The 26,047-nt window shown below is 42.8% G+C and carries 27 protein-coding genes; 14 read left to right on the top strand and 13 right to left on the bottom strand.

Annotated features, from left to right (window positions below; genetic code table 11):
• Window positions 1-22: 22 nt before the first annotated feature.
• The 6 genes from PQR79_RS17785 to PQR79_RS17760 all read right to left on the bottom strand — a co-directional run bounded on the left by PQR79_RS17785 (window position 23) and on the right by PQR79_RS17760 (window position 5,116).
• Entirely contained in the window at window positions 23-1,525 is a 1,503-nt protein-coding gene (locus tag PQR79_RS17785; RefSeq protein WP_238104606.1) for a methyl-accepting chemotaxis protein, read from the bottom strand.
• Window positions 1,526-1,533: 8 nt separating this feature from the next.
• On the bottom strand, window positions 1,534-2,145 hold the full coding sequence (locus PQR79_RS17780) for an SCO family protein (RefSeq protein WP_238104608.1): 612 nt from the start codon (window positions 2,143-2,145) through the stop codon (window positions 1,534-1,536).
• A 264-nt stretch (window positions 2,146-2,409) separates the two neighbouring features.
• On the bottom strand, window positions 2,410-3,003 hold the full coding sequence (locus PQR79_RS17775; protein ID WP_238104611.1) for an FMN-dependent NADH-azoreductase: 594 nt from the start codon (window positions 3,001-3,003) through the stop codon (window positions 2,410-2,412).
• A 135-nt stretch (window positions 3,004-3,138) separates the two neighbouring features.
• Window positions 3,139-3,621 carry a thioesterase domain-containing protein gene (locus tag PQR79_RS17770; protein ID WP_238104613.1) on the bottom strand — a complete coding sequence of 161 codons (483 nt, stop codon included), beginning with the start codon at window positions 3,619-3,621 and terminating at the stop codon, window positions 3,139-3,141.
• A 22-nt stretch (window positions 3,622-3,643) separates the two neighbouring features.
• Window positions 3,644-4,081, bottom strand: coding sequence for a D-aminoacyl-tRNA deacylase (gene dtd / locus PQR79_RS17765; protein ID WP_238104615.1), 438 nt, complete (start codon window positions 4,079-4,081; stop codon window positions 3,644-3,646).
• Between the two features lie 30 nt (window positions 4,082-4,111).
• Complete coding sequence (locus tag PQR79_RS17760; RefSeq protein WP_238104617.1) at window positions 4,112-5,116, bottom strand: virulence factor BrkB family protein; 1,005 nt, start codon at window positions 5,114-5,116, stop codon at window positions 4,112-4,114.
• Window positions 5,117-5,221: 105 nt separating this feature from the next.
• Here PQR79_RS17760 and PQR79_RS17755 point away from each other — a divergent pair, with 105 nt between their 5' ends.
• A complete protein-coding gene (locus PQR79_RS17755; RefSeq protein ID WP_188735793.1) occupies window positions 5,222-5,446 on the top strand; it encodes a hypothetical protein in 225 nt (74 codons plus the stop codon).
• 63 nt (window positions 5,447-5,509) lie between these two features.
• Entirely contained in the window at window positions 5,510-6,157 is a 648-nt protein-coding gene (locus tag PQR79_RS17750) for a DUF2959 domain-containing protein (RefSeq protein ID WP_238104619.1), read from the top strand.
• Window positions 6,158-6,243: 86 nt separating this feature from the next.
• On the opposite strand, the gene PQR79_RS17745 is transcribed toward PQR79_RS17750, so the two are convergent.
• From PQR79_RS17745 to glnA, 4 genes are all read right to left on the bottom strand, one after another.
• Window positions 6,244-6,714, bottom strand: a complete 471-nt coding sequence (locus tag PQR79_RS17745; protein WP_238104621.1) for an Lrp/AsnC family transcriptional regulator — start codon at window positions 6,712-6,714, stop codon at window positions 6,244-6,246.
• 191 nt (window positions 6,715-6,905) lie between these two features.
• Window positions 6,906-7,433 carry a prepilin-type N-terminal cleavage/methylation domain-containing protein gene (locus tag PQR79_RS17740; RefSeq protein WP_274408587.1) on the bottom strand — a complete coding sequence of 176 codons (528 nt, stop codon included), beginning with the start codon at window positions 7,431-7,433 and terminating at the stop codon, window positions 6,906-6,908.
• A 28-nt stretch (window positions 7,434-7,461) separates the two neighbouring features.
• Window positions 7,462-9,045 carry a sensor domain-containing diguanylate cyclase gene (locus PQR79_RS17735; RefSeq protein ID WP_238104623.1) on the bottom strand — a complete coding sequence of 528 codons (1,584 nt, stop codon included), beginning with the start codon at window positions 9,043-9,045 and terminating at the stop codon, window positions 7,462-7,464.
• 203 nt (window positions 9,046-9,248) lie between these two features.
• Complete coding sequence (gene glnA, locus PQR79_RS17730; RefSeq protein WP_238104625.1) at window positions 9,249-10,658, bottom strand: glutamate--ammonia ligase; 1,410 nt, start codon at window positions 10,656-10,658, stop codon at window positions 9,249-9,251.
• A 576-nt stretch (window positions 10,659-11,234) separates the two neighbouring features.
• Between glnA and typA the strand changes: the two genes are divergently transcribed.
• The 6 genes from typA to PQR79_RS17700 all read left to right on the top strand — a co-directional run bounded on the left by typA (window position 11,235) and on the right by PQR79_RS17700 (window position 18,266).
• Window positions 11,235-13,046 (top strand): translational GTPase TypA, encoded by a 1,812-nt coding sequence (typA, locus tag PQR79_RS17725; protein WP_238104627.1) that lies wholly within the window; start codon window positions 11,235-11,237, stop codon window positions 13,044-13,046.
• 213 nt (window positions 13,047-13,259) lie between these two features.
• Window positions 13,260-13,571, top strand: a complete 312-nt coding sequence (gene ppnP / locus PQR79_RS17720; protein WP_238104629.1) for a pyrimidine/purine nucleoside phosphorylase — start codon at window positions 13,260-13,262, stop codon at window positions 13,569-13,571.
• Window positions 13,572-13,713: 142 nt separating this feature from the next.
• Window positions 13,714-14,238 (top strand): DUF4124 domain-containing protein, encoded by a 525-nt coding sequence (locus tag PQR79_RS17715; protein WP_238104631.1) that lies wholly within the window; start codon window positions 13,714-13,716, stop codon window positions 14,236-14,238.
• A gap of 138 nt (window positions 14,239-14,376) precedes the next feature.
• The gene (gene glnL / locus PQR79_RS17710) at window positions 14,377-15,414 is read left to right on the top strand and encodes a nitrogen regulation protein NR(II) (protein WP_238104633.1); all 1,038 of its coding nucleotides are present in this window, start codon (window positions 14,377-14,379) and stop codon (window positions 15,412-15,414) included.
• Between the two features lie 35 nt (window positions 15,415-15,449).
• Entirely contained in the window at window positions 15,450-16,862 is a 1,413-nt protein-coding gene (gene glnG / locus PQR79_RS17705; protein WP_238104635.1) for a nitrogen regulation protein NR(I), read from the top strand.
• Between the two features lie 174 nt (window positions 16,863-17,036).
• The gene (locus PQR79_RS17700; protein WP_238104637.1) at window positions 17,037-18,266 is read left to right on the top strand and encodes a sensor domain-containing diguanylate cyclase; all 1,230 of its coding nucleotides are present in this window, start codon (window positions 17,037-17,039) and stop codon (window positions 18,264-18,266) included.
• 35 nt (window positions 18,267-18,301) lie between these two features.
• Here the strand turns inward: PQR79_RS17700 and fieF are convergent, their stop codons facing one another.
• Window positions 18,302-19,171 carry a cation efflux pump FieF gene (fieF, locus tag PQR79_RS17695; RefSeq protein ID WP_238104639.1) on the bottom strand — a complete coding sequence of 290 codons (870 nt, stop codon included), beginning with the start codon at window positions 19,169-19,171 and terminating at the stop codon, window positions 18,302-18,304.
• 185 nt (window positions 19,172-19,356) lie between these two features.
• Entirely contained in the window at window positions 19,357-19,854 is a 498-nt protein-coding gene (locus PQR79_RS17690) for a Spy/CpxP family protein refolding chaperone (protein WP_238104641.1), read from the bottom strand.
• 281 nt (window positions 19,855-20,135) lie between these two features.
• On the opposite strand from PQR79_RS17690, the gene PQR79_RS17685 reads away from it, so the two are divergent.
• From PQR79_RS17685 to PQR79_RS17660, 6 genes are all read left to right on the top strand, one after another.
• The gene (locus tag PQR79_RS17685) at window positions 20,136-21,560 is read left to right on the top strand and encodes a thioredoxin family protein (RefSeq protein ID WP_238104642.1); all 1,425 of its coding nucleotides are present in this window, start codon (window positions 20,136-20,138) and stop codon (window positions 21,558-21,560) included.
• Window positions 21,561-21,683: 123 nt separating this feature from the next.
• Window positions 21,684-22,370 (top strand): response regulator, encoded by a 687-nt coding sequence (locus tag PQR79_RS17680; protein WP_188917580.1) that lies wholly within the window; start codon window positions 21,684-21,686, stop codon window positions 22,368-22,370.
• Window positions 22,370-23,737 (top strand): ATP-binding protein, encoded by a 1,368-nt coding sequence (locus tag PQR79_RS17675; protein ID WP_238104644.1) that lies wholly within the window; start codon window positions 22,370-22,372, stop codon window positions 23,735-23,737. Before PQR79_RS17680 ends, PQR79_RS17675 begins: the two co-directional genes overlap by 1 nt.
• Window positions 23,738-23,808: 71 nt before the next feature.
• Window positions 23,809-24,492 (top strand): hypothetical protein, encoded by a 684-nt coding sequence (locus PQR79_RS17670; RefSeq protein WP_238104646.1) that lies wholly within the window; start codon window positions 23,809-23,811, stop codon window positions 24,490-24,492.
• Between the two features lie 97 nt (window positions 24,493-24,589).
• Window positions 24,590-25,054 (top strand): tRNA (uridine(34)/cytosine(34)/5-carboxymethylaminomethyluridine(34)-2'-O)-methyltransferase TrmL, encoded by a 465-nt coding sequence (gene trmL / locus PQR79_RS17665; RefSeq protein ID WP_238104863.1) that lies wholly within the window; start codon window positions 24,590-24,592, stop codon window positions 25,052-25,054.
• Entirely contained in the window at window positions 25,054-25,389 is a 336-nt protein-coding gene (locus tag PQR79_RS17660; protein ID WP_238104648.1) for a DUF2956 domain-containing protein, read from the top strand. Before trmL ends, PQR79_RS17660 begins: the two co-directional genes overlap by 1 nt.
• Window positions 25,390-25,393: 4 nt before the next feature.
• Here the strand turns inward: PQR79_RS17660 and PQR79_RS17655 are convergent, their stop codons facing one another.
• Complete coding sequence (locus PQR79_RS17655) at window positions 25,394-25,927, bottom strand: hypothetical protein (RefSeq protein WP_238104650.1); 534 nt, start codon at window positions 25,925-25,927, stop codon at window positions 25,394-25,396.
• Window positions 25,928-26,047 lie beyond the last annotated feature (120 nt).

Genomic DNA, 26,047 nt, shown 5'->3' with positions numbered 1-26,047 from the left:
TGTTTTTTTACTACCAAGCTCACTACACGTTATAAGCTGAAGCCTTGGCTTGATAATCTTCAGTAATACGCTTCATTTCTACAGCGCCAACCGCCAGTTTCTGCACTTGCTCAGATAACAAGACGACTGCTCGGGCATTCTCTAAGATTTCTGCACCAATCTGATTGAGCTTATCGGCTTGCTCTTGTGTGCCATTGGCTACATTATTACTTAGGGTTGACACTTGGCCAATTTGCGCTGCGCGCTGCTCTAAACCCTTGGCTATATTACTGGTGTGTTGCACGTTTTCAGAAGTGCGCTTTTTACCTTGGTCCATCGAGTCGACCGTTTTTAGCATGCTAGTATTTAATCGGCTTAGCACCTTCTCAATCTCATCGGTTGAATGGCTAGTCCGTTGCGCAAGTGCCCTGACCTCATCAGCAACAACCGCAAACCCGCGACCACTTTCACCTGCTCGTGCCGCTTCAATTGCAGCATTGAGTGCTAACAAATTGGTTTGCTCTGAAATACTGCGAATAGCTTGTAGCAATGAGGTGATTGCGCCGACATCTTTGGTCAGTTCGGTTAACGACTCGGTCACCTCTGTGGTATTGGTTTCAAGCAGCTGCATGTCTTTCATGATACTCAGCGCACTTTGACGGTCGCTCACACTAGAGCTCGCCGCGTCCTTAGCTTGCTCTGCAGATAACTGACTGTCGTGAGCCATTTGCTGAAACTGCTCAATGACTGTTTGTGTGGTATCGGCAATCACATGAGCCTGATGCGTTTGCTGCTCAACAGAATGCTGGGCTTTGTCACTTAAGCCCATTAAGTTATCTGAGGTATTAGCCATTTTAGCGGCAATATCACGGTAGTCGTGAAACAGCTGAGACAACTCCTCAAGCATGACATTAAACGACATTTCTGCAGGCGTATCAGCCGACGGTAAACGAACAGACAAGTCTTTATTGGCGGATATAGTTTCAATGGCTCCAGCTATACGCTGATTTGCCACTGCATCAGTACGCATAAATAAACTGATCCGAATAAGTATGAAGGTTTCTGCAGCAGCAAATAGCGCATGGATCAACATGATCATCCAGTTACATTCACCCGCAAAAATCATTACCTGAGTGCCAAACAAGCTGACGCCTTGCAACTGAATATATGTTAAAACAATATGATGCGCAGCAACTGTAAGTAGCGCAGCCATTAATGGTTGCCAACGCAAATAAATCAAAAACACGCCCATTGAAGCAAAAATATGGAAGTGCATTTCAATCATGCCCATCTGGCTTTGAATCAACAATGCAGATACGGTCATCATGATTACCGCACCCACAATGGCAAATAACTCTGTACCTTTCAACAAGCTGTAACTTAACTGCACTAACACTAAAACCGCAATGGCAGCGATAGTGCTAAAGGTCAGCATTTGCGCGCCCCAAAAGCCACTCATAACTAACAGTGGCCCTTGCAGCATTAATATTTGGTAAATATACGAATCATGCTTTTTTAACAGTGTTGTGGTTTGATTCTCATTCATAAACAGGCCTACATTTCAGATGAAATAATGTGCTTAAGCTCATGCAGCATCTTGGGTGTTGAAAGCTGTTGAGCCGAATATATACGCGCAAGTTGTCCATCCGGGGACACTAAAAACAATTTACCAACATGGTTAAAACTGCTGAGTTCTTGATTGATATTTTCAGATAATTGCCGATCGAGGCGCTGTAACTCATCATCAGATAATGATGCACTCACAAAGCGAGGCGATCGATCATCGATTAGGCTTTTACGCACTGCTAGGGTGTCATTATGGGGGTCAATCGTCACAAACATAAATTGCACCTCAGCTCCTGTAATCAAAGCGTCCTGCTGTATGTGTTGCTCCAATTGAATCATTTGTTGGACACGTATCGGGCATATTTCAGAGCACGATAAAAATCCCAAAAATAAGTAAGTATATTGCCCCGCGGACGCAGGAAACTGATGTGTTTGCTGTTCGACATCTTGCCATGTAAAGCGAACACTTTGACTGTCGTTAATATTGATACCATAAGATTGATCGTCTTGATACCATTGGCTTAACACCATAAGTATAGGGATCACTCCTAAACACATACAAATTAAAACCGACGCAATAACCACTTTATTTAACTGCATAGGTTAACGCCTTATTGTGTCTTGTCGCTGCGATACTCAACAATAAAGTATAGTTGAATTGACTCGACTGCATTGGCTCAATACTGGATCGGCATTGTGTTAATACCAAGGTTGATTTGACTAAACTAAAATGTTGGTACGTTGAAGAGAATAGCTTGGATCAGTAAAGCATATAGAACAAATAAAAGAATGCTGGAACGCAAAAAATAAAAACGCCCAAACCAGTTAGGTATGAGCGTTATACGTCAGTCAATATTGTTACACTTACAAGGTAATCGCATCGATTGCCTGTTTAGCTAGTCCGATACCCGCCTCGGCTGCGTCAGGGCCCATATTCAGCGCTTCAGCGTATACAGTTTCAACCTGAGTAATACCAATAAAACCCAAAACGGTGGTTAAATATGGCACAACATGATCTGTAGAGCCACCTTTGTGAGCACCACCACGTGTGGTGACAATAATGGCACGCTTACCTTCAATTAATCCCATAGGCCCAGTATCGGTGTAGGTAAATGTCACCCCCGCACGAGCAATAAAGTCAATCCAGCTTTTTAAGGTCGTCGGAATGCTAAAGTTATACATTGGTGCAGCAATCACAATGGTGTCGTGCGCTTTTATTTCAGCGATTAATTCGTCCGACAATGCCAACGCAGCTTGTTGACGTTCAGATAAATTGTCGCCACCACGCAAACCTGATGCTATTTCACCATCTAGCATTGGCACTGGGTTGCTGCCAATATCCCGCACAGTCACTTCAACGCCTTGTTCGCTCCACTGACGATTAGCATAATCAACCAGTGATGAGGATTGTGAGTATTCGCCTAAAATGCTCGATTTTAACATTAGTACTTTTTTCATTGGTAATTCCACCTGTCTGGTAATGTTTATTCAGTGAGGTCTCTACATGCTCGACCAATAACGCCAGTATATTTAACGATAAAAAAGAAAAATAGCGGAATAATTTAGTGATTAAGTTCGATTTTATAGAAAGGTTTAATTTGATTGTATTTTAGGAATAGAGACATAGTGACCAGTAAACGCCGCACACAGTAAATCGTTGCAATACAGCCCAACGTCTAACATGACCTGCGCGCGTACACCCTCGGCTAAACCAGAGATATCAGTGTTAGGCCAAATCACTTTAGCGATGGGCTCTGCAGTAATGGGCTTGATGTATTTTACGCTCGCGTCAGCAATGACAATGTCACCTTGTAACGTTAATCTTTGTTGCTGTAACCACAGCATCCCCCAGCCAGTCAGGGTCATCAAAGTATAAATACTCCCGGCAAACATAGTGTTATGCAGGTTAATATTAGGCGCCAAAGGCGCGGTGACCTGTAGTTCGGTACCACTAAAACTGAGTGGTTTAACCTGCATAAACTGGCTCAAGGGAATCGTGCTATGCCATGTATTTTGTAATTGAGATAACAGCTCGCTAAAACCACTACCGATTGGCATTACATTGTCTTGTGACATTACGACTCCTTATCGCTATGTATTACACCTGCAAATTAAAAGTCACAGGGCCATCGTTAATTAGCTCAACTTGCATGTCTGCAGCAAACTGCCCCGTTTCAGTGTCAATGCCTTGTTGACGGCAATAAGCCACAAAGTCGAGATACAATTGCTTAGCTTGTTCAGGCGTTGCAGCACACGAAAAGCTCGGTCTTAAGCCTTTTGCGGTATCCGCTGCTAAGGTAAATTGCGACACGACTAATAACTTACCGCCCACTTGCGACAGATTGAGGTTCATTTTGCCATTATCATCGCTAAACACGCGGTAGTTCATTACCTTGGTAGCTAGTTTAGCTAATTTTTCGGCATTGTCTTCACGTTCGACACCCAATAACACGAGTAAGCCTTGATCAATTTTTCCGACGACTTCGCCCTCAACCGTGACAGAAGCACGCTTGACGCGTTGAATTAATGCAATCATAACAACCTATTAATATTATATAACAATCAATTAAGACTTTTCGATTGATGAATCGCTCGCAGGTTTAGCATGTGACTGCGATGGCGTCACGACAGGATCATGCACATTCATCTTTGGGGCTTTATTTGCTGGGCTTGAGGCTTCACCTTCGGTGAAGATCTCGGCTTTCATCTCTTCAGCAATCACCGCCAATTTTTCAAAATATTCTGGCAATGCGGCAGTAATCTCAGCCCCTAACAACACGATCATCCACGACAAATACACCCACACAAATAAAATCGGGATCACCGCTAACGCGCCATAAATGGCTTCATAACTAGGAAATTGCGTCACATAAAAAGCAAAGCCTTTTTTGCCAGCCTCAAACAATACCGCAGCAACAACAGCCCCGAGTAACGCATGTAAAAAATGGACTTTTTTGTTGGGCACCACCATGTATAACAACAATATAGAGGCCACCGAAAACATCAGCGGTATACGCTCAACAACCCAAGGCACAATGCCAGACAACTCACTACCTGTGACCACTTCTAACGACACCACATAAGACGTCGCCACCAAGCTTGCACCAATCAATACCGGGCCAAGGGTGAGCACCATCCAGTACATTGAGAATGACACCACATATGAGCGTTTTTCGGTAATTCGCCAAATATTATTCAATGCTTTATCGATGGCCGATATCAACATAATCGCCACAAATACGAGTGCGATAATACCGACAAACGTGCCCTTAGATGCGTTAGCAACAAACTCATTAATATACACTTGCACCGTATCACCGGCTGCAGGAATAAAGTTGTTATAAATAAACCCTTCAATCTTACCTCTAATGCCTTTAAACACCGGAAACGCCGATAACATCGACATGGTCACCGCCACCATTGGCACAAGCGATAACAAGGTCACATAGGCTAAATGGCCTGCTCGAATATTAATTTGGTCTTCGGCAAGGCGTTGCTTAAGGTGCAATAAAAACTGGCCAATACCAGTAAAAAACTCGACAAATGGTCTGAAATCAAACTTCTTGGGCATAATAATCCTTATTTCATAGTCCGTTAGTGGAGATAACATTTGTATTAAGCCACTAACTTCGTACAATGTTATAACATATTAGCGCTAAAAGAATGGAGCAAATTGATGTCTCAACAAGGTTCGGCGGGTAATGTCCTCGCAGCAGTAGCAAATTTATTTTTTCCTGGCCTAGGTCAACTTTTACAAGGGCGTATTTTAGCGGCATTGCTGTTTTTCTGTATTACTGTCACATGCTATGCCCTCTATTTCTTAATTATCCCGGCCATTATTGGTGGCTTGTTCCATTTATGGAGCATTATCGACGCTGCAAGATTTAAATCAGGCAGTTAAATAATCTGATGGCAAATCTCACTTAGATTGCTATCGCCTCAAACAATAAAAAGAGACACATTGATGAAAAAATGGATATCACTGGCACTATTAAGTAGCAGTTTACTGTTGAGCGGTTGTCAAAGCGCCTATTACGGTGCCATGGAAAAAGTCGGTTATCACAAACGCGACATTATGGTCGATCGAGTTCAAAACGCCAAAGAGTCACAAGAAGAAGCCCAAGAACAATTCAGTTCAGCCCTAGAAGAAATGCAAGCACTGCTTGCATTTGATGGTGGCGATTTAGAAGATGCTTATAACAAAGCTAAAGACGAATATGAGTCAGCCCAAGCTGCAGCAGATGAAGTCACCAGCCGTATTGATAAAGTAGAAGATGTTGCCGACGCATTATTTGAAGAGTGGCAAGATGAAATCACCGAAATTAGCAAAGCCAGCTTACGTCGTAATAGCACAAATAAACTGAACGAAACCAAACGAGCTTACTCATCGTTAGTCAGAAGCATGCGCCGTGCAGAAGCTAAAATGCCACCCATTTTAACCGCCATGAAAGATAATATGCTTTACCTAAAGCATAATCTAAATGCCCAAGCAATTGGTGCCATTAAAGGTGAATTTGCCAGCTTACAAACTGACATCTCGAGCTTAATTAATGAAATGAATAAATCGATTGAAGAGTCGAACAAGTTTATTGCGTCTATGGAACAAGGCTAGTCGCACATACTGGAAATGAGATAACAATTGATTTAAGTATTGGCTATGTAAACTCGTTGAGCATAGCCAATATATTCCACGACTGACTACTCTATGGGTGATGCATCGACCGGCAATACGTTATGGCTAAAGATTTGTTTGAGCACCACTGTGGTTTCAATATTAGACACGTACTTTAAATTACCTAATGACTTTTTGATAAATTGCTCGTAAGCCACCAAATCTTTGGCAACGATTTTGAGTAAATAATCATGCGAACCGGTAACGACAGAACACTCTGTCACCGCAGGCAGTTGCGCCACGGTGCTTTCAAATAATGCTGTAGAATCATCCGAATGCTCACTTAAACGCACCGACGCATACACAACAACACTTAAACCGACTTTTGCTGGATCAACCCTAGCACCGTAACCTAAAATCACTTTATCATGCTCTAGCTTTTTAACACGGCGCAGGCAAGGTGTGTCCGACATATTAACCTTATCGGCTAATTCAGACACTGCCATCCGGCCATTACGCTGTAATATTTCTAATAGCTTTAGATCTTTTTTATCCATTACGCAGGTCGCTTTGCACATAGAGTGATTTTCAGTGAAAATATCATATTTGTGAGTGAAATCCTCTACAATTTTTACTTAATCACAAAAAAATCAAGTTATTCCATTGCGCATGACTAAAAGTCATTGGTCACCACAAACAAAAATGCCATGAAGTGTTCCATGGCATGTTAATCACTCTCAAGGGCGGATTAGCACTCATCAATATCCACTTCAACAAGCGGTTGCTCACCTGCGGCTAAAGGGTGCGAATAACGAATTTCGCACTTGTTTGCAGCATAGTCGGCGTTAGGACGAATTCGTAAGCCGGTACGGGTTGAAGTGTTATAAGTGGTTATTTCAAAGTCCACACCGTTGGTAATATTAATCATTCTTGCAATACCTGCATCAGTGTGACGTGGGTAACCAAAAGCGAGTGTAATCGATTGGCCTTGTACCGTAATACTGTTACCTAGACCATTCCCCGTTCCGGCAGCCGCAGTTTCATCGCAACTAGTACTGATCACACATGCCGAGTACACCATGGTTTTAGCGCTATTAATCGCCGCTGCAACACCTTGCATTGAGCTGGCATAGGCATCGCTTTTTAAGCTAATAAATTTAGGCGCCGCCACCACAGCCAATACACCTAAAATAATAATCACCACTACTAACTCAATGAGGGTAAAACCGTTATTTTTCGATTGTGTATGGTGAGATAGTTGAGCGAATCGAGTCATTACTTAATCTTAATCCCTATACGTTTGATTAACACGCATGCATCACCTGATCTTTACCCGCATGCTTAGCCTGATACATGGCAACATCTGCACGATGAATAATGCTATCAGTATCAGCATCAGTACCATCATATTGTGCAATACCAATACAGGCGCTAACGCCTAACAGATAGGTGCTTATTTGATACGGCTGTTTGATTAATTGCAGCACAGCATTTGCCTTACGGTTAACAGTATTGCATTGATTATCATCACGTAAAAGTAAAACAAACTCATCACCACCATAGCGAGCCAAAATATCGCCCACCTCTAGATGGCTTGAAACTCGCTGACCAATGCTCATCAACAAGCGATCACCAATACCATGACCATAGGTATCGTTAACTTGCTTAAAGCCATCTAGGTCAATAAATAATAGTGAAAACGCTTGCTTGGCATCAATACGTTGCTGAATGGTATTTCTTATCGACATACGGTTGGCTAACCCTGTCACTTGATCATGATTAGCTAAATACACAGCTTCTGCTTGTGCTTTGGCTAAGTCTGCCGTTTTATCTTGAACACGTTTGGTTAAGTCAGCTTGGCTATTTATCACTTGCGTTGACATACAATAAAAACGATCAACTAAGGCGACAAACTCTGTGATCTCAAGACGTTGTTTAGCCCATGGTGTAAGTTTCGTTTGCTGCTCAGCTAAAGCACATGCTTGAGCAGTAAGCGCGGCAATGGGGCGAGTAATCAGCCCTGTAATCCACCAACTCAACAATAAACAGGCAAAAAAAGTCAGTGCTGCGATCCCTATAATGGTATTAATTTCAGATTCCACTCTGGCATACAATTCTGTCAGCGGCTGTGGGACCATCACTCCCCATCCAGTTGTCGGCACGATAGAGTAAGCCGCTATCATATCTTGCTTAACCGCAGGCGAGTAGAACTTCATCACACCGGTATTGCCTGCCATCATTTGCTGCACAATGCTAACTTTTGATAAGTTTTTACTGCTGGCTTGCCACTCTTTGTTTGGGTGGGCGAGCACATTACCTTGGCGATCAACTATGGCAGCATGGCCTTTTTGACCAAATTGAACCGCTGACTGTAATAACGTAATAAATTCGGGGTTCATCACCGCCAGCCAAATTCGTTGTTGTTGGTCTTTACGGATCATGTACAACGCTGGGTTACCGCCGCTCAGTTTATGCACGTCAGTGAACCTAGCAGCTGATAATTGTGAAAAGTCAAAAAAACTTTCGCCTTGGGCTAATGAGACGGGTTGTAACTTCGCCGAGCCAAATAATACATTCACCAAGTTACCCTGGGCGTCATATTCACCTACTGATTCAACATCAATATCGTCAAACAATTTGATAAAATCAGTCGCTATATGCTGCTTGGTAACAGAATCGGTGGCGCGATTAAAAATGGATAAGGCATCAACACTATAACGATCCAATGCCTGAGACAGGTTTTTAGCGAGTAATAGATGTTTGTCGTGCACCGTGCGGTATTCATTGTCTAACGCGTTATGACTGCTCCAAAACGCTAAAACACAAATGGGGATCAAAGACACCAAACTCATGGCAATTAACAATAGATACCGAAACGATAATTTCATTTAATTCTCATATATCGCACTTTGAAACCAACACCTTGATTCAAATACGGTATTGCCGTGCAGAAAAAGACAAAGGCGATACATTAGACATATTTGGTTACACTTGCAACAAGCATACAACTTTTGCCTAACAAAAAACCCCGATAATGGCTTATCGGGGTTAATGCTTTTGACCTACTAAACGGCCTAAATAGGCCTGTTTATTATAAGCTGTAGTACATTTCGAACTCTAATGGGTGAGTGGTGCGTGATACACGCTCAGCTTCAGCCGATTTAAGTGCGATGTAAGATTCGATAAAGTCTTTGCTGAATACATCACCTTTTAATAGGAAGTCATGGTCAGCTTGTAAGTTTTCAAGTGCGTTTTCTAGTGAAGTCGCAACTTGTGGGATCTCAGCCGCTTCTTCAGCAGGTAAGTCATACAAGTCTTTATCCATTGCTTCGCCTGGGTGGATCTTGTTTTGAATACCGTCAAGACCAGCCATTAACAATGCAGCAAAACCTAAATATGGGTTTGCATGTGGATCAGGGAAACGCGTTTCAATACGACGACCTTTAGGGCTTGGTACCACAGGGATACGAATTGACGCACTACGGTTACGTGCTGAGTAAGCTAGCATAACAGGTGCTTCAAAGTGAGGGACTAAACGCTTGTAAGAGTTAGTGCTTGGGTTAGTGAATGCGTTCAATGCACGAGCGTGCTTGATAATACCACCAATGTAGTAAAGCGCTGTTTCACTTAAACCAGCGTACTTGTCACCCGCGAACAAGTTAACACCGTCTTTTGCTAAAGACTGGTGAACGTGCATACCGCTACCGTTGTCGCCAACGATTGGTTTTGGCATAAATGTCGCTGTTTTACCATATGCATGTGCCATGTTGTGCACAACATACTTAAGGATTTGGATTTCGTCCGCTTTCTTAGTCAACGTATTAAAGCGGGTTGCGATTTCGTTCTGACCCGCAGTCGCCACTTCGTGGTGATGCGCTTCAACAACTTGACCCATTTCTTCTAGCACTAAGCACATTGCTGAACGTAAGTCTTGTGATGAGTCAACAGGTGCAACTGGGAAGTAACCACCTTTCACCATTGGACGGTGACCAGTATTGCCATCTTCGTAGCTCTTGCTAGAGTTCCATGCAGCTTCTTTCGCATCAATTTTAACGAAAGTGCCTGACATGTCAGTACCAAAACGGACGTCATCAAAAATGAAGAATTCTGGCTCTGGACCAATTAATACTGTGTCAGCAATGCCTGTAGACTTTAAATATTCTTCTGCTTTTTTAGCGATTGAACGTGGGTCACGGTCATAACCTGTCATTGTGCCAGGTTCTAAAATGTCACAACGAATAAGTGCCGTCGTTTCTTCGGTGAAAGGGTCTAATACAAACGTGGTTGGATCAGGCATAAGCACCATGTCTGATTCATTAATGCCTTTCCAGCCTGTAATTGAAGAACCGTCAAACATTTTGCCATCTTCAAAAAAATCTTCATCTACTTGGTGAGATGGGATAGAAACGTGCTGCTCTTTACCTTTAGTATCGGTAAAGCGTAAGTCAACAAACTTAACTTCTAACTCTTCAAGTTGCTTTAAAACTGATTCAACTGACATTCTCAAGCCTCCGGTAGGGTAAAGGGTTATCCCTTAAAAATAATTTGGTTATTCGCCAGACAATCCATCTGGAAAACAAATTAGCATTTATTCGATTGTCTGCAATATAGCGATAATCATGCCAACTAGTTAACCTTTTGATTTTGCTAATTTTGAAAATAATACAGTCTGCACAGAATGCCATTTTGCACCAGCGCAGTGCACCACTATGTTTCAATGTGGTGCAAAAGTCCATTGTGGTGCGCAAGCAAATGAATAAAGTTTTTGTTAGTGTCACATTTCTGCATGACTAGCTTGTTACACTGAAAAGCAGTTGTGTAATAAAAATGAATGTTACCACCTATATGGAATACATTTATCTGCAGCCAAAAGTGCAAAAAAGCACAGTACATTCTATTTAAATAAACGTTTTCAGGTGTTTTTTGGCCACAAGTACACAAAAAATGCCATGTGTTCAAAAATAATCCTATCTACAAAAGCCGCTCTGAAGTAGAATGGCACGCTTTTTTATGACGTCTATAATTATACAGTCGTTATAAAGCCCCCTTTTTTTATTGATGGTTTAGAGGTTTATCCGTGCTAGAGAATTTACGTAACATCGCCATTATTGCCCACGTTGACCATGGTAAAACAACCTTGGTAGACAAATTGTTGGCGCAGTCAGGAACCCTTGCATCTCGTGGAGAAGCTACTGAGCGGGTTATGGATTCTAACGATCTTGAAAAAGAACGTGGGATCACCATTCTGGCAAAGAACACTGCCATCAAGTGGAATGACTACCGTATTAACATCGTTGACACCCCAGGTCACGCCGATTTCGGTGGTGAAGTAGAGCGTGTTCTATCTATGGTAGATTCAGTTTTACTCTTGGTTGACGCAGTTGATGGACCGATGCCACAAACTCGCTTCGTAACCAAAAAAGCATTTGCTCAAGGCCTAAAGCCTATTGTTGTTATCAACAAAATTGACCGTCCAGGCGCACGTCCTGATTGGGTTATCGACCAAGTATTCGACCTATTCGATAACTTAGGTGCAACTGACGAACAGTTAGATTTCCCTATTGTTTACGCTTCTGCATTAAATGGTTTCGCCACTTTAGACCCAGAAGAAACGAGCGAAGACATGACCCCCCTATTCCAAACCATCGTAGAGAAAGTTTCTTTCCCTGACGCTGATGCGGAAGGCGCATTCCAAATGCAAATTTCACAGTTAGATTATAACTCTTATGTGGGTGTAATCGGTGTAGGTCGTATCAAACGTGGTAGCGTTAAAACTGGCCAACAAGTCACTGTAATCGGTGCTGACGGTAAAAAGCGTAATGGTAAAATGGGCCAAGTATTAGGTTACATGGGCTTAGAACGTACTGAAGTTGAAATCGCTAACGCGGGTGACATCGTTGCGATTACCGGCCTTGGTGAACTTAAGATTTCTGACACTGTTTGTGCCGTTAATGAAGTTGAAGCATTACCACCATTGTCTGTTGATGAACCAACACTGACCATGACTTTCCAAGTAAACACCTCACCATTTGCGGGTAAAGAAGGTAAATACGTCACTTCACGTAACATCCTTGAGCGTTTACAACAGGAATTAGTGCACAACGTTGCATTACGTGTTGAAGAAACTGATAGCCCTGACCGTTTCCGTGTCTCTGGCCGTGGTGAATTACACTTATCAATCTTAATTGAAAACATGCGTCGTGAAGGCTACGAGTTAGCGGTATCACGCCCAGAAGTTATTCTTAAGACTATCGATGGTGAGCTATGTGAGCCATTCGAAACAGTGACGGTTGACGTTGAAGAAGAACACCAAGGTACTGTGATCGAAAGATTAGGTACTCGTAAAGCTGAAATGAAAGACATGCAGCTTGACGGTAAAGGTCGAGTTCGTATCGACTTCATCATCCCAAGCCGTGGTTTAATTGGTTTCCAAACTGAGTTCTTAACTGCAACTTCTGGTACTGGTTTGATTTACCATTCGTTCGATCACTATGCACCACATAAAGGCGGTGATATTGGTCAACGTGCTAACGGCGTATTAATTTCAAACGCGACAGGTAAAGCGTTAACATTCGCACTATTTGGTCTGCAAGACCGTGGTCGTCTGTTTATTGGCCATGCGGCCGAAGTCTACGAAGGCCAAGTCGTTGGTATTCACGCTCGCTCAAACGATTTGACAGTTAACTGTCTTAAAGGCAAGCAGCTAACCAACATGCGTGCATCTGGTACAGATGAAGCGCAAGTACTGACTCCGCCAATCAACATGTCTCTTGAGCAAGCGCTTGAGTTCATCGATGATGACGAATTAGTCGAAGTAACGCCAAAGAACATTCGTGTTCGTAAGAGATTCTTAACTGAAAACGACCGTAAGCGCGCAAGCCGCGGTTAATTTGTTCAGTTAAACTGCACAAGTAGTTGAATCAAATTAAGCCCAGATAATATCTGGGCTTTTTTGTGCCCATTTTTCACCAAAGCTGGACGTAATACCAATCCTTATTAGAATGTGATCTATTTTAGGTAAATAACATGAAAACATTTTACTAGGTGGTTCGATGGAAGGTCTGTAATACTCAAAGCCAGATAATACTATTTAGGAGCAGTTATGAGTATGTTGAAACAGGTTAACGTGGCCAAACAAGCCAACGTCTATTTTAATGGTAAAGTCACCAGCAGAAGCGTCTTCTTTGCTGATGGCACGAGACAAACACTAGGTGTAGTGTTACCTGGAGAGTATGAATTCTCAACCGCTGAAGGTGAGATAATGCAAGTGACCTCAGGCGAGTTTGAAGTACTTTTACCTGATGAAACAGAGTGGAAAACATTCAGTGCTGGTAGCCAATTTGAACTTGCACCAAATGTGAGCTTTAGCTTACGTAACACCATCATCTCAGAATACTGCTGTCACTACATCTAAGGGTGAAATAGCAGCGACCACAAGTTACAGTCGACAGTACCAAGGTCGTTAATGCTAATCAGCTTAATCGCAGCAGATTAAGCTGATTTTTTAGTTAAAACCGTCTACTCTATGAAAATATTGGTTTTTCAAGGAGTGTGTCATGCGTCTTATATTACTCATAAGCTTATTGATTATAAGCAGTAATAGCCTTGCTACAGTGTACCGTTGGGTTGATGAAAACGGCAAAGTACATTACTCAGATGAGCCAAAAGCTAATGCGGAAGCTGTTGATTTAAATGAAAATACTCAAAATGAAATCAGTATAAAAACGCCACCAAAAGCCAATGTGACGATTAAAGAAGACGCGCCAATTAAGTACGCCATCACAATTACCTCCCCCAAAGAAGAAGCCACCATCCGCGATAATAATGGTGAATTAACCGTTAATGTCAGTGTCGCCCCGCAACTCCCTCGCGGCTCCATGCTCACGTTATTAGTTGACGGTGTACTGACCGAAGGTCCGCAAACCTCAGCAATCTTTAAATTATCAGGTATTTTTAGAGGCGAGCACACCATTGTCGTTAACGCTGTTTCACAAAACGGCAAAGTCTTTGCATCTAGCTCCCCAAGAAAGATTTTTCTTCACCAAGCATCAATACTAGGACCGGCAAAAAAGTCTAATTAGAAAATTTCTAAGTCAACATATTCAGTGACTTACAAATAATTTCCTCATTTTACGCCGTTATTGCTGTTTGTGTGAAACGGGTTGCAGCGCGCACCATCTTGGTGCACCATGTTAGTGCAACCTTTACTAGGACGGCTAATGGACACAAATAACCTTCTCAATCACTTAGTCACCGCGGTGCTGGTAATCGATACCGAGCTCAAGCCAAGCTATGCCAATGCTGCTGCAGCACAATTGCTTGGCATAGGTAATAACAAGTTGCTAGAGCTGCCCCTGCCAGACCTTTACCAATTAATGGGAGTGGAGCCTCAGTTACTCAGAGACGCTATTCGTGCTGGCCAAGGATTAACGGTTAACACTGCAGCATTAATTACCCTTGATGGTCAACACCATACAATCGACATAACGTTAATGCCACTTGAGACTGACACTAACTCAAGTATTTTAGAATTACGCCAAGTTGACCAACAGCGTCGTATTCATCAGCAACTTAATATGGATGCTCAGCAACAGGCTGCACAGTTTTTGGTGCGTAATTTAGCCCACGAAATTAAAAACCCCTTGGGCGGGCTTCGCGGCGCAGCGCAATTACTTTCACGAGAGTTAACTTCTCCAGATTTAAAAGAGTTTACCAGCTTGATCATTGAACAAGCTGATAGGCTGCGTAATTTGGTTGATAGACTTTTAGGGCCACAGCGCCCAACTCAACATACAGAGCACAATATCCATCAAGTGGTGCAAAAAGTATTAAAGCTGGTTGAAATGGCATTGCCGAGCAATATCGAGTTAAAGCGAGATTACGATCCATCAATACCTGATACCCAAATGGACCCCGATCAAATGCAGCAAGCTGTACTCAATATTGTACAAAATGCTATCCAAGCATTAGAGCCTGCTGGCGGGGATATTTTGATTAGAACCCGCACTCAACATCAAGTCACCATTGGCACCCAACGCTATAAATTGGTACTAGCGTTGTCAATTATCGATAACGGTCCAGGGATCCCTTCTGAGCTGGTTGATACTTTGTTTTATCCTATGGTGACAGGTCGCGACGAAGGCTCTGGTTTAGGCTTATCGATTGCACATAACATTGCCCGTCTCCATGGTGGCAGAATTGATTGCGTATCAGCGCCTGGCCACACCGAATTTATTATCACCCTGCCATTACAATAATTAGCATGCCTTTGTCGGCAGAAAGAGGTTTTAACATGAACATAAGTGAACAAGTTTGGATCCTCGATGATGACAGCTCGATCCGATGGGTATTAGAAAAAGCACTTCAAGGTGCATCATTATCTACTGCAAGTTTTGCTGCCGCCGAATCATTGTGGCAAGCACTAGAGTTATCACAGCCGCAGGTTATTGTGTCAGATATTCGTATGCCGGGTACTGATGGTTTAACCTTACTCGATCGCTTGCAACTGCATTACCCGCATATCCCTGTGATTATCATGACTGCACATTCAGATTTAGACAGTGCTGTTAGCGCCTATCAGGCTGGGGCATTTGAATACTTACCTAAGCCCTTTGATATCGATGAAGCCATCAATCTTGTTGAGCGAGCTCTCACTCATGCAACCGAACAAACACCGCCACAGGTCAGTGATGCAGAAGTCAAAACACCAGAAATCATCGGTGAAGCTCCTGCAATGCAAGAAGTATTTAGAGCCATCGGCCGCCTGTCTCGTTCATCAATCAGTGTATTGATTAACGGTCAATCAGGAACCGGTAAAGAACTGGTTGCGGGCGCGCTACATAAACACAGCCCACGCAAAGATAAATCATTTATCGCTTTAAACATGGCAGCGATCCCTAAAGACTTAATTGAATCAGAGCTATTTGGTCATGAAAAAGGCGCTTTTACTGGGGCTGCGAATGTGCGCCAAGGTCGTTTTGAGCAAGCCAATGGTGGCACCTTATTTTTAGATGAAATTGGCGACATGCCACTGGACGTACAAACACGATTATTGCGAGTATTAGCGGATGGTCAATTTTACCGCGTCGGTGGTCACCAAGCCGTGCAAGTTGACGTGCGGATTATTGCAGCAACCCACCAAAACTTAGAAGTGTTAGTACAAAAAGGCACCTTCCGTGAAGATTTATTCCATCGCTTAAACGTGATTAGAGTGCACTTACCCCCCTTATCACAACGCCGCGAAGACATTGCTCAATTAGCTAGTCACTTCCTAACTACCGCGGCTAAAGAAATTGGTGTTGAACCAAAAGTCCTAACTAAAGAAACAGCCGTTAAGCTGGCAAACCTGCCTTGGCCAGGTAACGTGCGTCAATTAGAAAACACTTGCCGCTGGCTAACCGTGATGGCATCAGGTCAAGAAATTCTGCCACAAGACTTACCGCCCGAGTTGTTAAAAGATCCTGTGACAAGTCAGCAAAAACAAGCTGGTGCAAGTGATTGGCAAACCGCACTGACCGACTGGATAGATGAAAAACTAGCCGCTGGCGATAGTGATTTATTAACCGAAGTACAACCAGAATTTGAACGAATTTTACTGGAAACCGCATTGCGTCATACTCAAGGCCATAAACAAGAAGCCGCTAAACGTTTAGGTTGGGGCCGCAACACCTTAACCCGTAAACTCAAAGAGTTGGCTATGGATTAAAAACATTACTCTTTTAAATCAATGCATTGTAACATTTATTCAGTATTCTTTGAGCATGTACACATTTGGATAATGCTATAAAACATTTCTAATATGAGTGCATGCAAAATTGACTGTCAATGCTAGAATGAAAAATCGATAAAAATTGCATTAACGCTTAGCGAAGGACTCATTTTGGAATTTGATACTCATTATGGTGTGGTTATTCACCAAGACTTTATTCCTTTATATGCAGATGACAATTACGCTAAAATTTTTGGTTACACTAGTGCACAAGACATTCTCGCCTTAAAAAGTATCTTAGAATTAATTGACCCTGAAGCCCAAGATATTGCCGCACATACTTATTATGCACTAATGAGTGGTATCGAAAAGCCGCAAGTTCGAAGCTATATCAACCGTAATCGTCTTGGGGAATTAATGAATGTGCTTTCTATTGAACACGTTGTTGAGTGGCAAGGACGACCAGCATTAAAAATTACCATTGTTGATTTAACTGAGAGTATTGCCCTAAATAAAAACCTTCAACAAAGTGAGTTTCGCTACCGTCAGCTAGTGAATAGCTCATTGCAAGGTGTGTTGATACATCGCAAATTTAGCCCGCTGTTTTGCAACCAAGCTTTTGCAAGTTTATTAGGTTACCCCAATAAGCAAAGTATTATGGCCCTCCCTTCTATACTCGATGTGATTGATGTTGAATATCGTACCCATCGACAAGAAGCGTATCGCGCTTTATTTGACCAAAAAATCAAACCCCATCCTGTTGAAATAAAATGCATCCACCTGAGCGGTAAAACCGTATGGATAAAATTATTAGAAAGCATTATCGATTGGGAAGGACAACCCGCGGTTCAAATCACGGTCATTGATATCACAGAAACATATCTACTTAAGCAAAAGTTTGAACAACAGGTTCATCTCGATGACTTAACCCAAATCTTACATCGACGAGGGATGTTGTATTATGCTCAAGCAAAATACAACGAGAAAGCAGTGCAGACACAGCAGCTATATTGTGTGTTGATGGGATTAGATGAACTCAAACAAATTAACCATTTATACGGTCATGCGATGGGTGATAAAGCACTGATCAATTTTGCGCAACATTGCCAAAGTAAACTCACCGATGATGATTTGATTGGCCGCTGGAGTGGCGATGAATTTATTGCCCTCATCAAAGCAGGCAGTAACAACATCGCACGCAGCATTGCCGAAAGTATCCGTCACAGCATCGAAGACAGCGAACTGATTGACCCCAAAAGCGGTAAACATATTCGCTTTAGTGCCAGTGTTGGTATATCAAAATGGCAAACTGACGACACCATTGAAAACCTAATTTTACGGGCAGACTCTGCCCTCGAATTAGCCAGAGCACAAACTACCAATCAACTAGTGATGGTTTAACCCTCAGCTCACTGGGCTTCAACATAGTGAGACGACTATACTGGGTCTTGGTGGATAATGACCTCTGCATCATCAAAAGCCGCTTTTATGACTAAGCCAGCCTGGTCAGCAATGTCGTGCGCTTCTTCAAGAGACAGATCACCAGGCAGTTCCATATGCAATTGAATAAACGTCGTTTTGCCCGCCTGACGAGTGCGTAAGTCATGAATGCCTCTTACCCTTGGGTCTTGCTTGGCTAGCCTTTTAATTTGCTCACGAGTATCATCATCTAACTCACGGTCGAGTAAACTTTGTACTGACCGATAAGCTAAATCTACCGCTTGATGGCCAATAAACAGCGCAATTAACACCGCAAACAAACCATCAGCCCACCACCAACCGTACATGGCTAATACGAGGGCTAATAACACGGCCCCATTAAGTAGCAAGTCAGATTTATAATGTAATGAGTCAGCCTCAACCACAGTGCTGTTGGTGTTTTCTAATGCACGTTGTTGCACAAGCACGAGTGCTAACGTCATCACAATGGCAATAATTGACACCACAATACCCACGCCTGTATTCACGATAGGCACAGGATTGATCAGTTTTTCGCCCCCATAAAGCAGCAACAATGATGCTGAACCTAAAATAAATGCAGCTTGCGCCAAAGAGGCTAACGGTTCAGCTTTGCCATGACCATAACGATGATCTTTATCTGCTGGGACAATGGCATAACGAATGGCAATAAAGTTAACAATGGAAGCTAAAGCATCAGCAAATGAGTCGGTTAACGACCCCAACATACTGGCTGAGCCAGAATACAGCCAAGCTAATAATTTGATCACTATAAGGCATAATGCGGTTGCTACCGATGCGCGACTCGCGAGCTTGACCCAAAAGTCATAATCAGAAGATGTGGACATAAGAATGTTATCGACTCTATTGGCTGTATTTATCGACCATTACTATAGCAAGTTAGTGACAAGATGAGGACAAAGTTTACTGACAACATCGATACCTTTAATCAAAGTGTGACCATTAGCAAACTTGAATAAACAAAAAAGCCGCTGCACAAGGCAACGGCTTTGATTTAGCACAAGGTTAAAGATTAACGACGAGATTTATGACCCTTGCCTTTACCTTTAGCAAACTCTTCTTGGAAAACTTGCTGCTGTTCAGGCGTTAAAATTTGGTAAATTTCGTTTTGCATTTTTAGCTGCGACAACATACCTTGCAATCTCTTTTGGTGTTGCGCTTCAGCCATTTCAGTTGCTTTGGCTTCATCAAAAGAGGCGCTAGTCACTAGAGCTAACATTTCTGCACGGTGTGCTGCACGTTGTTCTTTGGTTGGACGCTCAGGGCGATCGGCTTTGTACTTTTCAGCAATCACTTTCACTTGCTCTTTTTGAGCATCGGTGAGATCCAATTGACGCAGCATTTTATGCATGCCATCTCTAGGGCGCTGCTGTCTGTCACCTTTTTTGTCCATTTGTTCAGTTTTAGCTGTGGTGTCGGTGTCGTCAACGGCGTATAACTGACCGGCTAATAATGCTGAGCTCGCCACTAAGGCAACTAAACTTGTTTTAAAGATTGAAGATGTTTTCATTGTTAAGTTCCTCGGTATAAATGAGTGTGGTGTTTGGCTTCTGCCTTTGCAGATTTGATACTCAGTTTAACCAATGCAATGTCAAGTAGGGTGACTTATGAGTAAAACTATGTAAATCCACACGCCATACCATGTCAGGTTAAAAAATGCATGACCAAGTTAGCATATTCACAGATAAAAATGATGGTAATGCGAGCTAGTTAACGTAATAAGGACTTGCTCCTTACACTAACTATAAATAGGCATAAAATCAGATTACTAGCGTTTTAATGGAATTGATTATGAACCGATTGATTGGCCAATTACTGTTACTTCTATGTGTATTGATACTCACGCCAAGCGCAATAGCAAACACGCCCCCAACGACTGACAGCGCATTATGGTACACCCAACAGCAAGATGGGCAACCCGCAGTAAAGCTGCATTTCTTTTGGTCTAAAACCTGTCCACATTGCCGTGAAGCCCACCCCTTTATTGATGCATTAGGTGAACGCTTTGAATGGATTGACTTGCATGATTACGCAATAAGTGAACCCGGCAATGTTGATAAACTCATGCAAATGGGTCAACACACTGGGGTAGAACCCAAATCAGTGCCTTACTTTGCCATTTGCGGTGAAGCTGTAGTGGGTTACAACAGCCATGATGTCACTGGACGCTATATTTTAGAGCGACTCATTGATTGCTACCAACGCCAAGGCGGTCAAGTTGAGATTGGCAATACACTCGATGACTTTCTTGTGGCGGCACCAAGCAATGATGCTCCTTTATTTGAAACCTGTGCAGACACCAGTGACGACCCAAGTGCACAAGGCAGTTGCGGCATGTCATTTGACAGCGCGAGCCAAATCGAGCAAAAACCTCAAGTTCAACCTGTTGATATTCCCTTAATTGGCGCGGTTCATCCTGAACAAATGTCATTACCTGTACTTACCTTAGTTTTGGCCGGTGTTGACGCCTTTAATCCCTGCGCCTTTTTCGTGTTGCTGTTTTTACTGAGCATTATGGTTAATGCAGGTAGCCGTAAACGCATGCTGTTAGTAGGTGGCATTTTCGTGTTCTTCTCTGGTTTTATCTACTTCATCTTTATGAGTGCATGGCTCAACTTATTCCAGCTGTTAGGCGGTGGCGATGGTGGCATCATTATTACCTGCGCGGGCGTGTTGGCACTGGTTGCTGCAGTGGTCAATATTAAAGACTACTTCTATGGTCGTGGCGATGTGAGTTTATCGATGTCGGTTGAAAATCGTGGCTCGTTAATTAAACGCATGGGCAAACTCTCTAAAGCCAGCTCATTGCCGACCATGATTTTAGGCTCAACGATTTTGGCCATTTTAGCCAATGCCTACGAATTACTGTGCACCGCTGGATTTCCAATGATTTACACCTCAGTGTTGTCATTGTCAGACGTTGATACCATGCAACGCTATATGTATTTGATAGCCTACAATATCGTGTATGTCATTCCTTTAGCGGCTATTGTTATTGTGTTCTCGATGACATTAGGTAAACGTAAACTCACCGAAAAAGAAGGCGAAGTACTTAAACTTATGTCTGGCATAATGATGCTTGGCTTAGGGGGAATGTTAGTACTGAACCCTGCTGCATTACAAAATGCCGTGTTCTCGGTAGGATTGATTTTAGGGGCAATCTTATTGACATTTATCGTAGTCAAAGTCACTCGCTACGTAAAAAAAGCAACCTGACGCTAAAATGTAAAACTATGCAATGTTAATATAATTTGCCTCAACTATGAGATAATCTTTAATTGATTAAAAATCGGTATGTTAAGTTAACCTACCGATTTTATTTTGTGCTAGAGGAAAGTTATGAATCGCATTTTATTGATAGACGATGATATTGGTTTATCCGATCTGCTCAGCCAATTGCTTGAGCTCGAAGGTTTTGCATTAACCCAGGCCTACGATGGTGAACAAGGGTTATCACTCGCACAACAACAAGACTTCGATTTAATTCTACTCGACGTAATGCTACCCAAATTAAATGGTTTCGAAGTATTGCGTGCACTGCGTCAACGTAAGCAAACACCGGTATTAATGTTAACCGCTCGCGGTGACGAAATTGATCGTGTTGTCGGGTTAGAAATTGGTGCTGATGACTACTTGCCCAAACCGTTTAACGACCGTGAGTTAGTGGCGCGTATTCGTGCTATTTTGCGTCGGGCACAAACCACGCAGCAAGACACTCAGTCAAACGACATGCTACAATTTGGCGACCTCCGCCTTGACCCGACTCGCCAAGAAACCTATTGCAATGAACAATTGATTATCTTGACCGGCACCGAGTTTTTATTGCTATTTCATTTAATTGAAAAAAGCGGCGAGCTGGTCACCAAAGAATCATTAAGTGAAAATGTATTAGGCAAAAAACTAATGCCGTTTGACCGCAGCCTAGACATGCATTTATCTAATTTGCGTAAAAAACTTCCTGAACGCCAAGATGGTCGTCCTAGAGTGAAAACACTTCGCGGAAAAGGTTATATCTGGATCCCATAATGCTGAAGGTTAATCCGTTCAATCGACTGTTTTTTAAATTACTGCTGGGCTTTTGGCTTTGCAGTTCGTTGATTATTGCCTTGGTTTCTTTGTTGCCTTTACTGCAACTTAATCAAGATCGATCCCCTTTACCTCCCAGTCAAGAACGGATCCTGAAAAAAATGGCTGAGCATATTCAGCAACAACCTGAATTACTTACCGGCAACCTGCTTCAACGCTCAAACCGTGGTCGCGATCCAAACTTAGGTCCATTACGCATATATATTACCAATGACGCCGGCCAAGTCATCAATACCAAGCGCGTATCACGGGTGTTTAGACGCTTTCAATTAATGGCCGAAGAAGCCAATCATCCTATCAGCCATCAATTTAGAAACGAGCTGATATTTGGGCCTTATCAGTTTGACGTTGAGGGCAAAAGCTACAACCTGTTTGGTCGCTTCCCAGATAATCACCCTCGTCCATGGTTCTTCTTTTTTACTGATAACAAATTACTCACCGCAGGGTTTGCCATTTTGTTATCAGGATTATTATGTGGTTTACTCGCATGGTATTTAAGTAAACCGTTACGCTCTCTTAGACTCAGCGCCAATGCGCTTGCTAAAGGTGACTTAGCCAATCGTGTCGACGCCGCAACCGCCAGTCGTCGCGATGAAATGGGCCAACTCGCAATCGCCTTTAATGGCATGGCTGATGCCATTGAGACGATGGTGAATAACCAGCAACGCTTAATGGGCGATATATCCCATGAACTGCGTACCCCATTAACTCGCCTGCAATTGTCACTGGCGTTAGCCCGTAAAAAAGGCCAACACAGTACAGAACTCGACCGTATTGAGTACGAAGCATTGCAGCAAGAAGCATTAATAAGCGAGTTATTAACATTATCACGAGTGAGGCTCAACGCCTCAGAAAAACGACTCACAGCAGAGCTAAACGAAACCTTAAGCCAAGTTCTTGATGACGCCGAATTTGAAGCTGAGCAACAAGGTAAACAACTGCACATCAATATTGATGAATCGATAAGCTTTGAGCATTTACCTAAAACCTTATCACGTGCAATTGAGAACTTACTGCGTAATGCCATTCGTTATGCCGAAAAAACGGTCTCAATAGAAAGTACACAGTCTAAAAATCACATCACCATTATGGTCACCGATGACGGTCCGGGTTTACCTGAAGCCGAACTCGAAGCTATTTTCACCCCATTTTACCGCCCAGACAGCTCAAGAGATCGTGAGTCTGGAGGTTGGGGATTAGGCTTAGCCATTACCCAAGCAGCTATTTATGCTCACAATGGTAAAATTGTGGCCAAAAATCGTTTACCACATGGACTCATGGTGACAATTGATTTGCCAACCAATTAACTCAAATTAGTTTTAATACCGTCGCAAAGTGATGCTATGCTTAACATTATCATCACATTAACGATATCCATATGTATCGAATAATCATTGGTTTATTATGCTGTAGTATCTTTGCTAGCCCAGCACAAGATATCGACGTTATTGCTTTTGAATATCCTCCTTATTTAACGCAACATAGCGCAGACCAAGGTGAGGCCGTAGTCTTACTGCGGCGCGCATTTGCCTATAGCGCGTTAATCCCACAGGTCAGCTTTATTAACAGCCGTGCGGGGCAAAACCATTTAGCCAACAATGAATGGTGCTTAAGCTTTTTGCCACCTCAAAAACCAACCAAACAACATTTACAAATTATTTTAGATGACACAACCATTCCACTTACATTGTTTCGCCTAGCAGAACCTCAAGTGTTTATTGGAAATGAGCTAGCCGATAAAGTCATCGCCCATTTACCCATTGCAGTTGATGACAGAAAAATACGATCATTTACTGGCTCCGGTGCCACCTTAAAACTGGTCGATACCATTGAACAAGGGGTCTCATTGTTGTTAGCTCAACAGGTTGATTACATCTACAGCGACCAAGAGGCCATTAATGCTGCCAGCCAAACACTCAACTTCCCGGCCATCTTATTGCAAGACTCCGCGATGGTGTTTTATCAGTTCCCCATCGCAGTGTGGCTAAATACTCAATGTACTAGCGCTGCGGCGATTGAATCTCACCTTAGGCAACAACAATATTCAATTCACAGCTTTTAACTTTAGCGGATGGGTGGTTGATGACGCTCACGCGTTGCTGAGGTATACTTTGTTCCCGTTTTTATGCCTCGCACTCCAGGTGCTGAATAAGGTTACTATGTTTCATATCGCACTCTACGAACCCGAAATCGCCCCAAACACCGGAAACATTATCCGTTTATGTGCCAACAACGGTGCTCATCTGCATTTAATTGAGCCGTTAGGGTTTGATTTAGAAGAGAAAAAATTACGTCGCGCCGGATTAGACTACGCAGATTTAACTCGAGTGACGCGCCATAAAGACTATGCGAGTTTTTTAGCTGCAATGCCGGGAAAACGCATTATGGCATGCACAACAAAAGGCAGTCGTCCACATACCCAAATCGCCTTTCAAGATGAAGACATTATGCTTTTCGGGCCAGAAACCCGCGGACTCCCAATGGACATCATTAATGCCACCCCATTAGAACAGCGTTTGCGCATTCCAATGACAGCCAATAGCCGAAGCTTAAACTTATCTAATTCAGTCGCGATTATCAGCTATGAAGCTTGGCGCCAATTAGGTTTTGTAGGCGCGGAATAATGAAAAAAACACCGTCGCCAGAAACCCCAAATAATGCCCTTGCAATGGCAAAAGCCACTCAAAAGCCGGGGCAAACCAAAGAGCAAACTAAGCTCATCGCTGCCGGCATTGAAAAAGGTATCGCAGAATATAAAAAACGTGAAAAAGCCAAATCGCGCGACCGTGATAAAGCCCGTAAGCAGCAGTTAAAGGTTAAAAGTAACAATCATCAAATTGATGATACAGACATGTATCAGGGTGAACCAAACTCCCAGATGACCACAGCGGCCTGGAGTTTACTCGGATTATTGCTATTGAGCTGGGCAGGGTTTGCAGTTTACATGTTCATGGCATAGCGTATTACTCAGGCTTATACAAACTTAGCGCCCTAACCACTTGATACTGCTCGCTGTCATCATCTAGATAATGCGCGCTTTGCTGCCATAACCACCCTCCTTGGGGTTGATTAACACTTGCAGTCAAAGGATCAAATTGCAATTGCACTAATGCAGGGCGCTGATTAATCTCTCCTTTACCCAAAAAAGAAAAGCTGCCCGTATGCCGATACAAGGTTAAAGACTGTCTCACATCGTCAGTCACGCCATTACCATACACCAATAATACCTTTTCTTGTTGTTGCCTAAACCACCATGTTTCACTGTGTGAAAAACGGCTACCACGGCTCACACTAATGTATAAATTACGTTGATCGGCCGAGCACATCACCGAGGTCGTCACGGCCATTGGGTTTAATGAAGGATTAGCTGCCGATCCTTGCCATTCACCCACCAATAACGGGCATAACTCAGCCAGTACAACCTTATCAGCAACCGCACTCAAAGACTGGATAACACATAATACTCCCAGTAATAACAACAGGCTTTTTCTCATCATAATCCCTTCGCTAATACCCATCTACATTAGAATGTCAGTGTAACCTAACTTCAAGATAAAAAAATGGCCCACTAAAAACCAGTGAGCCATTTGAAGTTTATTGATTACCTCATATTGAGG

This window comes from Shewanella metallivivens (assembly GCF_028750675.1).
Classification (GTDB): Bacteria; Pseudomonadota; Gammaproteobacteria; order Enterobacterales; family Shewanellaceae; genus Shewanella; species Shewanella metallivivens.
This window is presented reverse-complemented; position numbering and strand designations above follow the sequence as displayed.

Coding starts and splice junctions, on each gene's coding strand:
- PQR79_RS17740 (WP_274408587.1), bottom strand. CDS start 7,433: ATGACTCGATTCGCTCAACTATCTCACCATACACAATCGAAAAATAAC.
- PQR79_RS17755 (WP_188735793.1), top strand. CDS start 5,222: ATGTCTCAACAAGGTTCGGCGGGTAATGTCCTCGCAGCAGTAGCAAAT.
- PQR79_RS17780 (WP_238104608.1), bottom strand. CDS start 2,145: ATGCAGTTAAATAAAGTGGTTATTGCGTCGGTTTTAATTTGTATGTGT.
- PQR79_RS17760 (WP_238104617.1), bottom strand. CDS start 5,116: ATGCCCAAGAAGTTTGATTTCAGACCATTTGTCGAGTTTTTTACTGGT.
- PQR79_RS17785 (WP_238104606.1), bottom strand. CDS start 1,525: ATGAATGAGAATCAAACCACAACACTGTTAAAAAAGCATGATTCGTAT.
- glnA (WP_238104625.1), bottom strand. CDS start 10,658: ATGTCAGTTGAATCAGTTTTAAAGCAACTTGAAGAGTTAGAAGTTAAG.
- ppnP (WP_238104629.1), top strand. CDS start 13,260: ATGAGTATGTTGAAACAGGTTAACGTGGCCAAACAAGCCAACGTCTAT.
- glnG (WP_238104635.1), top strand. CDS start 15,450: ATGAACATAAGTGAACAAGTTTGGATCCTCGATGATGACAGCTCGATC.
- glnL (WP_238104633.1), top strand. CDS start 14,377: ATGGACACAAATAACCTTCTCAATCACTTAGTCACCGCGGTGCTGGTA.
- dtd (WP_238104615.1), bottom strand. CDS start 4,081: ATGATTGCATTAATTCAACGCGTCAAGCGTGCTTCTGTCACGGTTGAG.
- PQR79_RS17775 (WP_238104611.1), bottom strand. CDS start 3,003: ATGAAAAAAGTACTAATGTTAAAATCGAGCATTTTAGGCGAATACTCA.
- PQR79_RS17690 (WP_238104641.1), bottom strand. CDS start 19,854: ATGAAAACATCTTCAATCTTTAAAACAAGTTTAGTTGCCTTAGTGGCG.
- PQR79_RS17750 (WP_238104619.1), top strand. CDS start 5,510: ATGAAAAAATGGATATCACTGGCACTATTAAGTAGCAGTTTACTGTTG.
- PQR79_RS17770 (WP_238104613.1), bottom strand. CDS start 3,621: ATGTCACAAGACAATGTAATGCCAATCGGTAGTGGTTTTAGCGAGCTG.
- PQR79_RS17655 (WP_238104650.1), bottom strand. CDS start 25,927: ATGATGAGAAAAAGCCTGTTGTTATTACTGGGAGTATTATGTGTTATC.
- PQR79_RS17660 (WP_238104648.1), top strand. CDS start 25,054: ATGAAAAAAACACCGTCGCCAGAAACCCCAAATAATGCCCTTGCAATG.
- fieF (WP_238104639.1), bottom strand. CDS start 19,171: ATGTCCACATCTTCTGATTATGACTTTTGGGTCAAGCTCGCGAGTCGC.
- PQR79_RS17735 (WP_238104623.1), bottom strand. CDS start 9,045: ATGAAATTATCGTTTCGGTATCTATTGTTAATTGCCATGAGTTTGGTG.
- PQR79_RS17685 (WP_238104642.1), top strand. CDS start 20,136: ATGAACCGATTGATTGGCCAATTACTGTTACTTCTATGTGTATTGATA.
- PQR79_RS17680 (WP_188917580.1), top strand. CDS start 21,684: ATGAATCGCATTTTATTGATAGACGATGATATTGGTTTATCCGATCTG.
- trmL (WP_238104863.1), top strand. CDS start 24,590: ATGTTTCATATCGCACTCTACGAACCCGAAATCGCCCCAAACACCGGA.
- PQR79_RS17715 (WP_238104631.1), top strand. CDS start 13,714: ATGCGTCTTATATTACTCATAAGCTTATTGATTATAAGCAGTAATAGC.
- PQR79_RS17675 (WP_238104644.1), top strand. CDS start 22,370: ATGCTGAAGGTTAATCCGTTCAATCGACTGTTTTTTAAATTACTGCTG.
- PQR79_RS17670 (WP_238104646.1), top strand. CDS start 23,809: ATGTATCGAATAATCATTGGTTTATTATGCTGTAGTATCTTTGCTAGC.
- PQR79_RS17745 (WP_238104621.1), bottom strand. CDS start 6,714: ATGGATAAAAAAGATCTAAAGCTATTAGAAATATTACAGCGTAATGGC.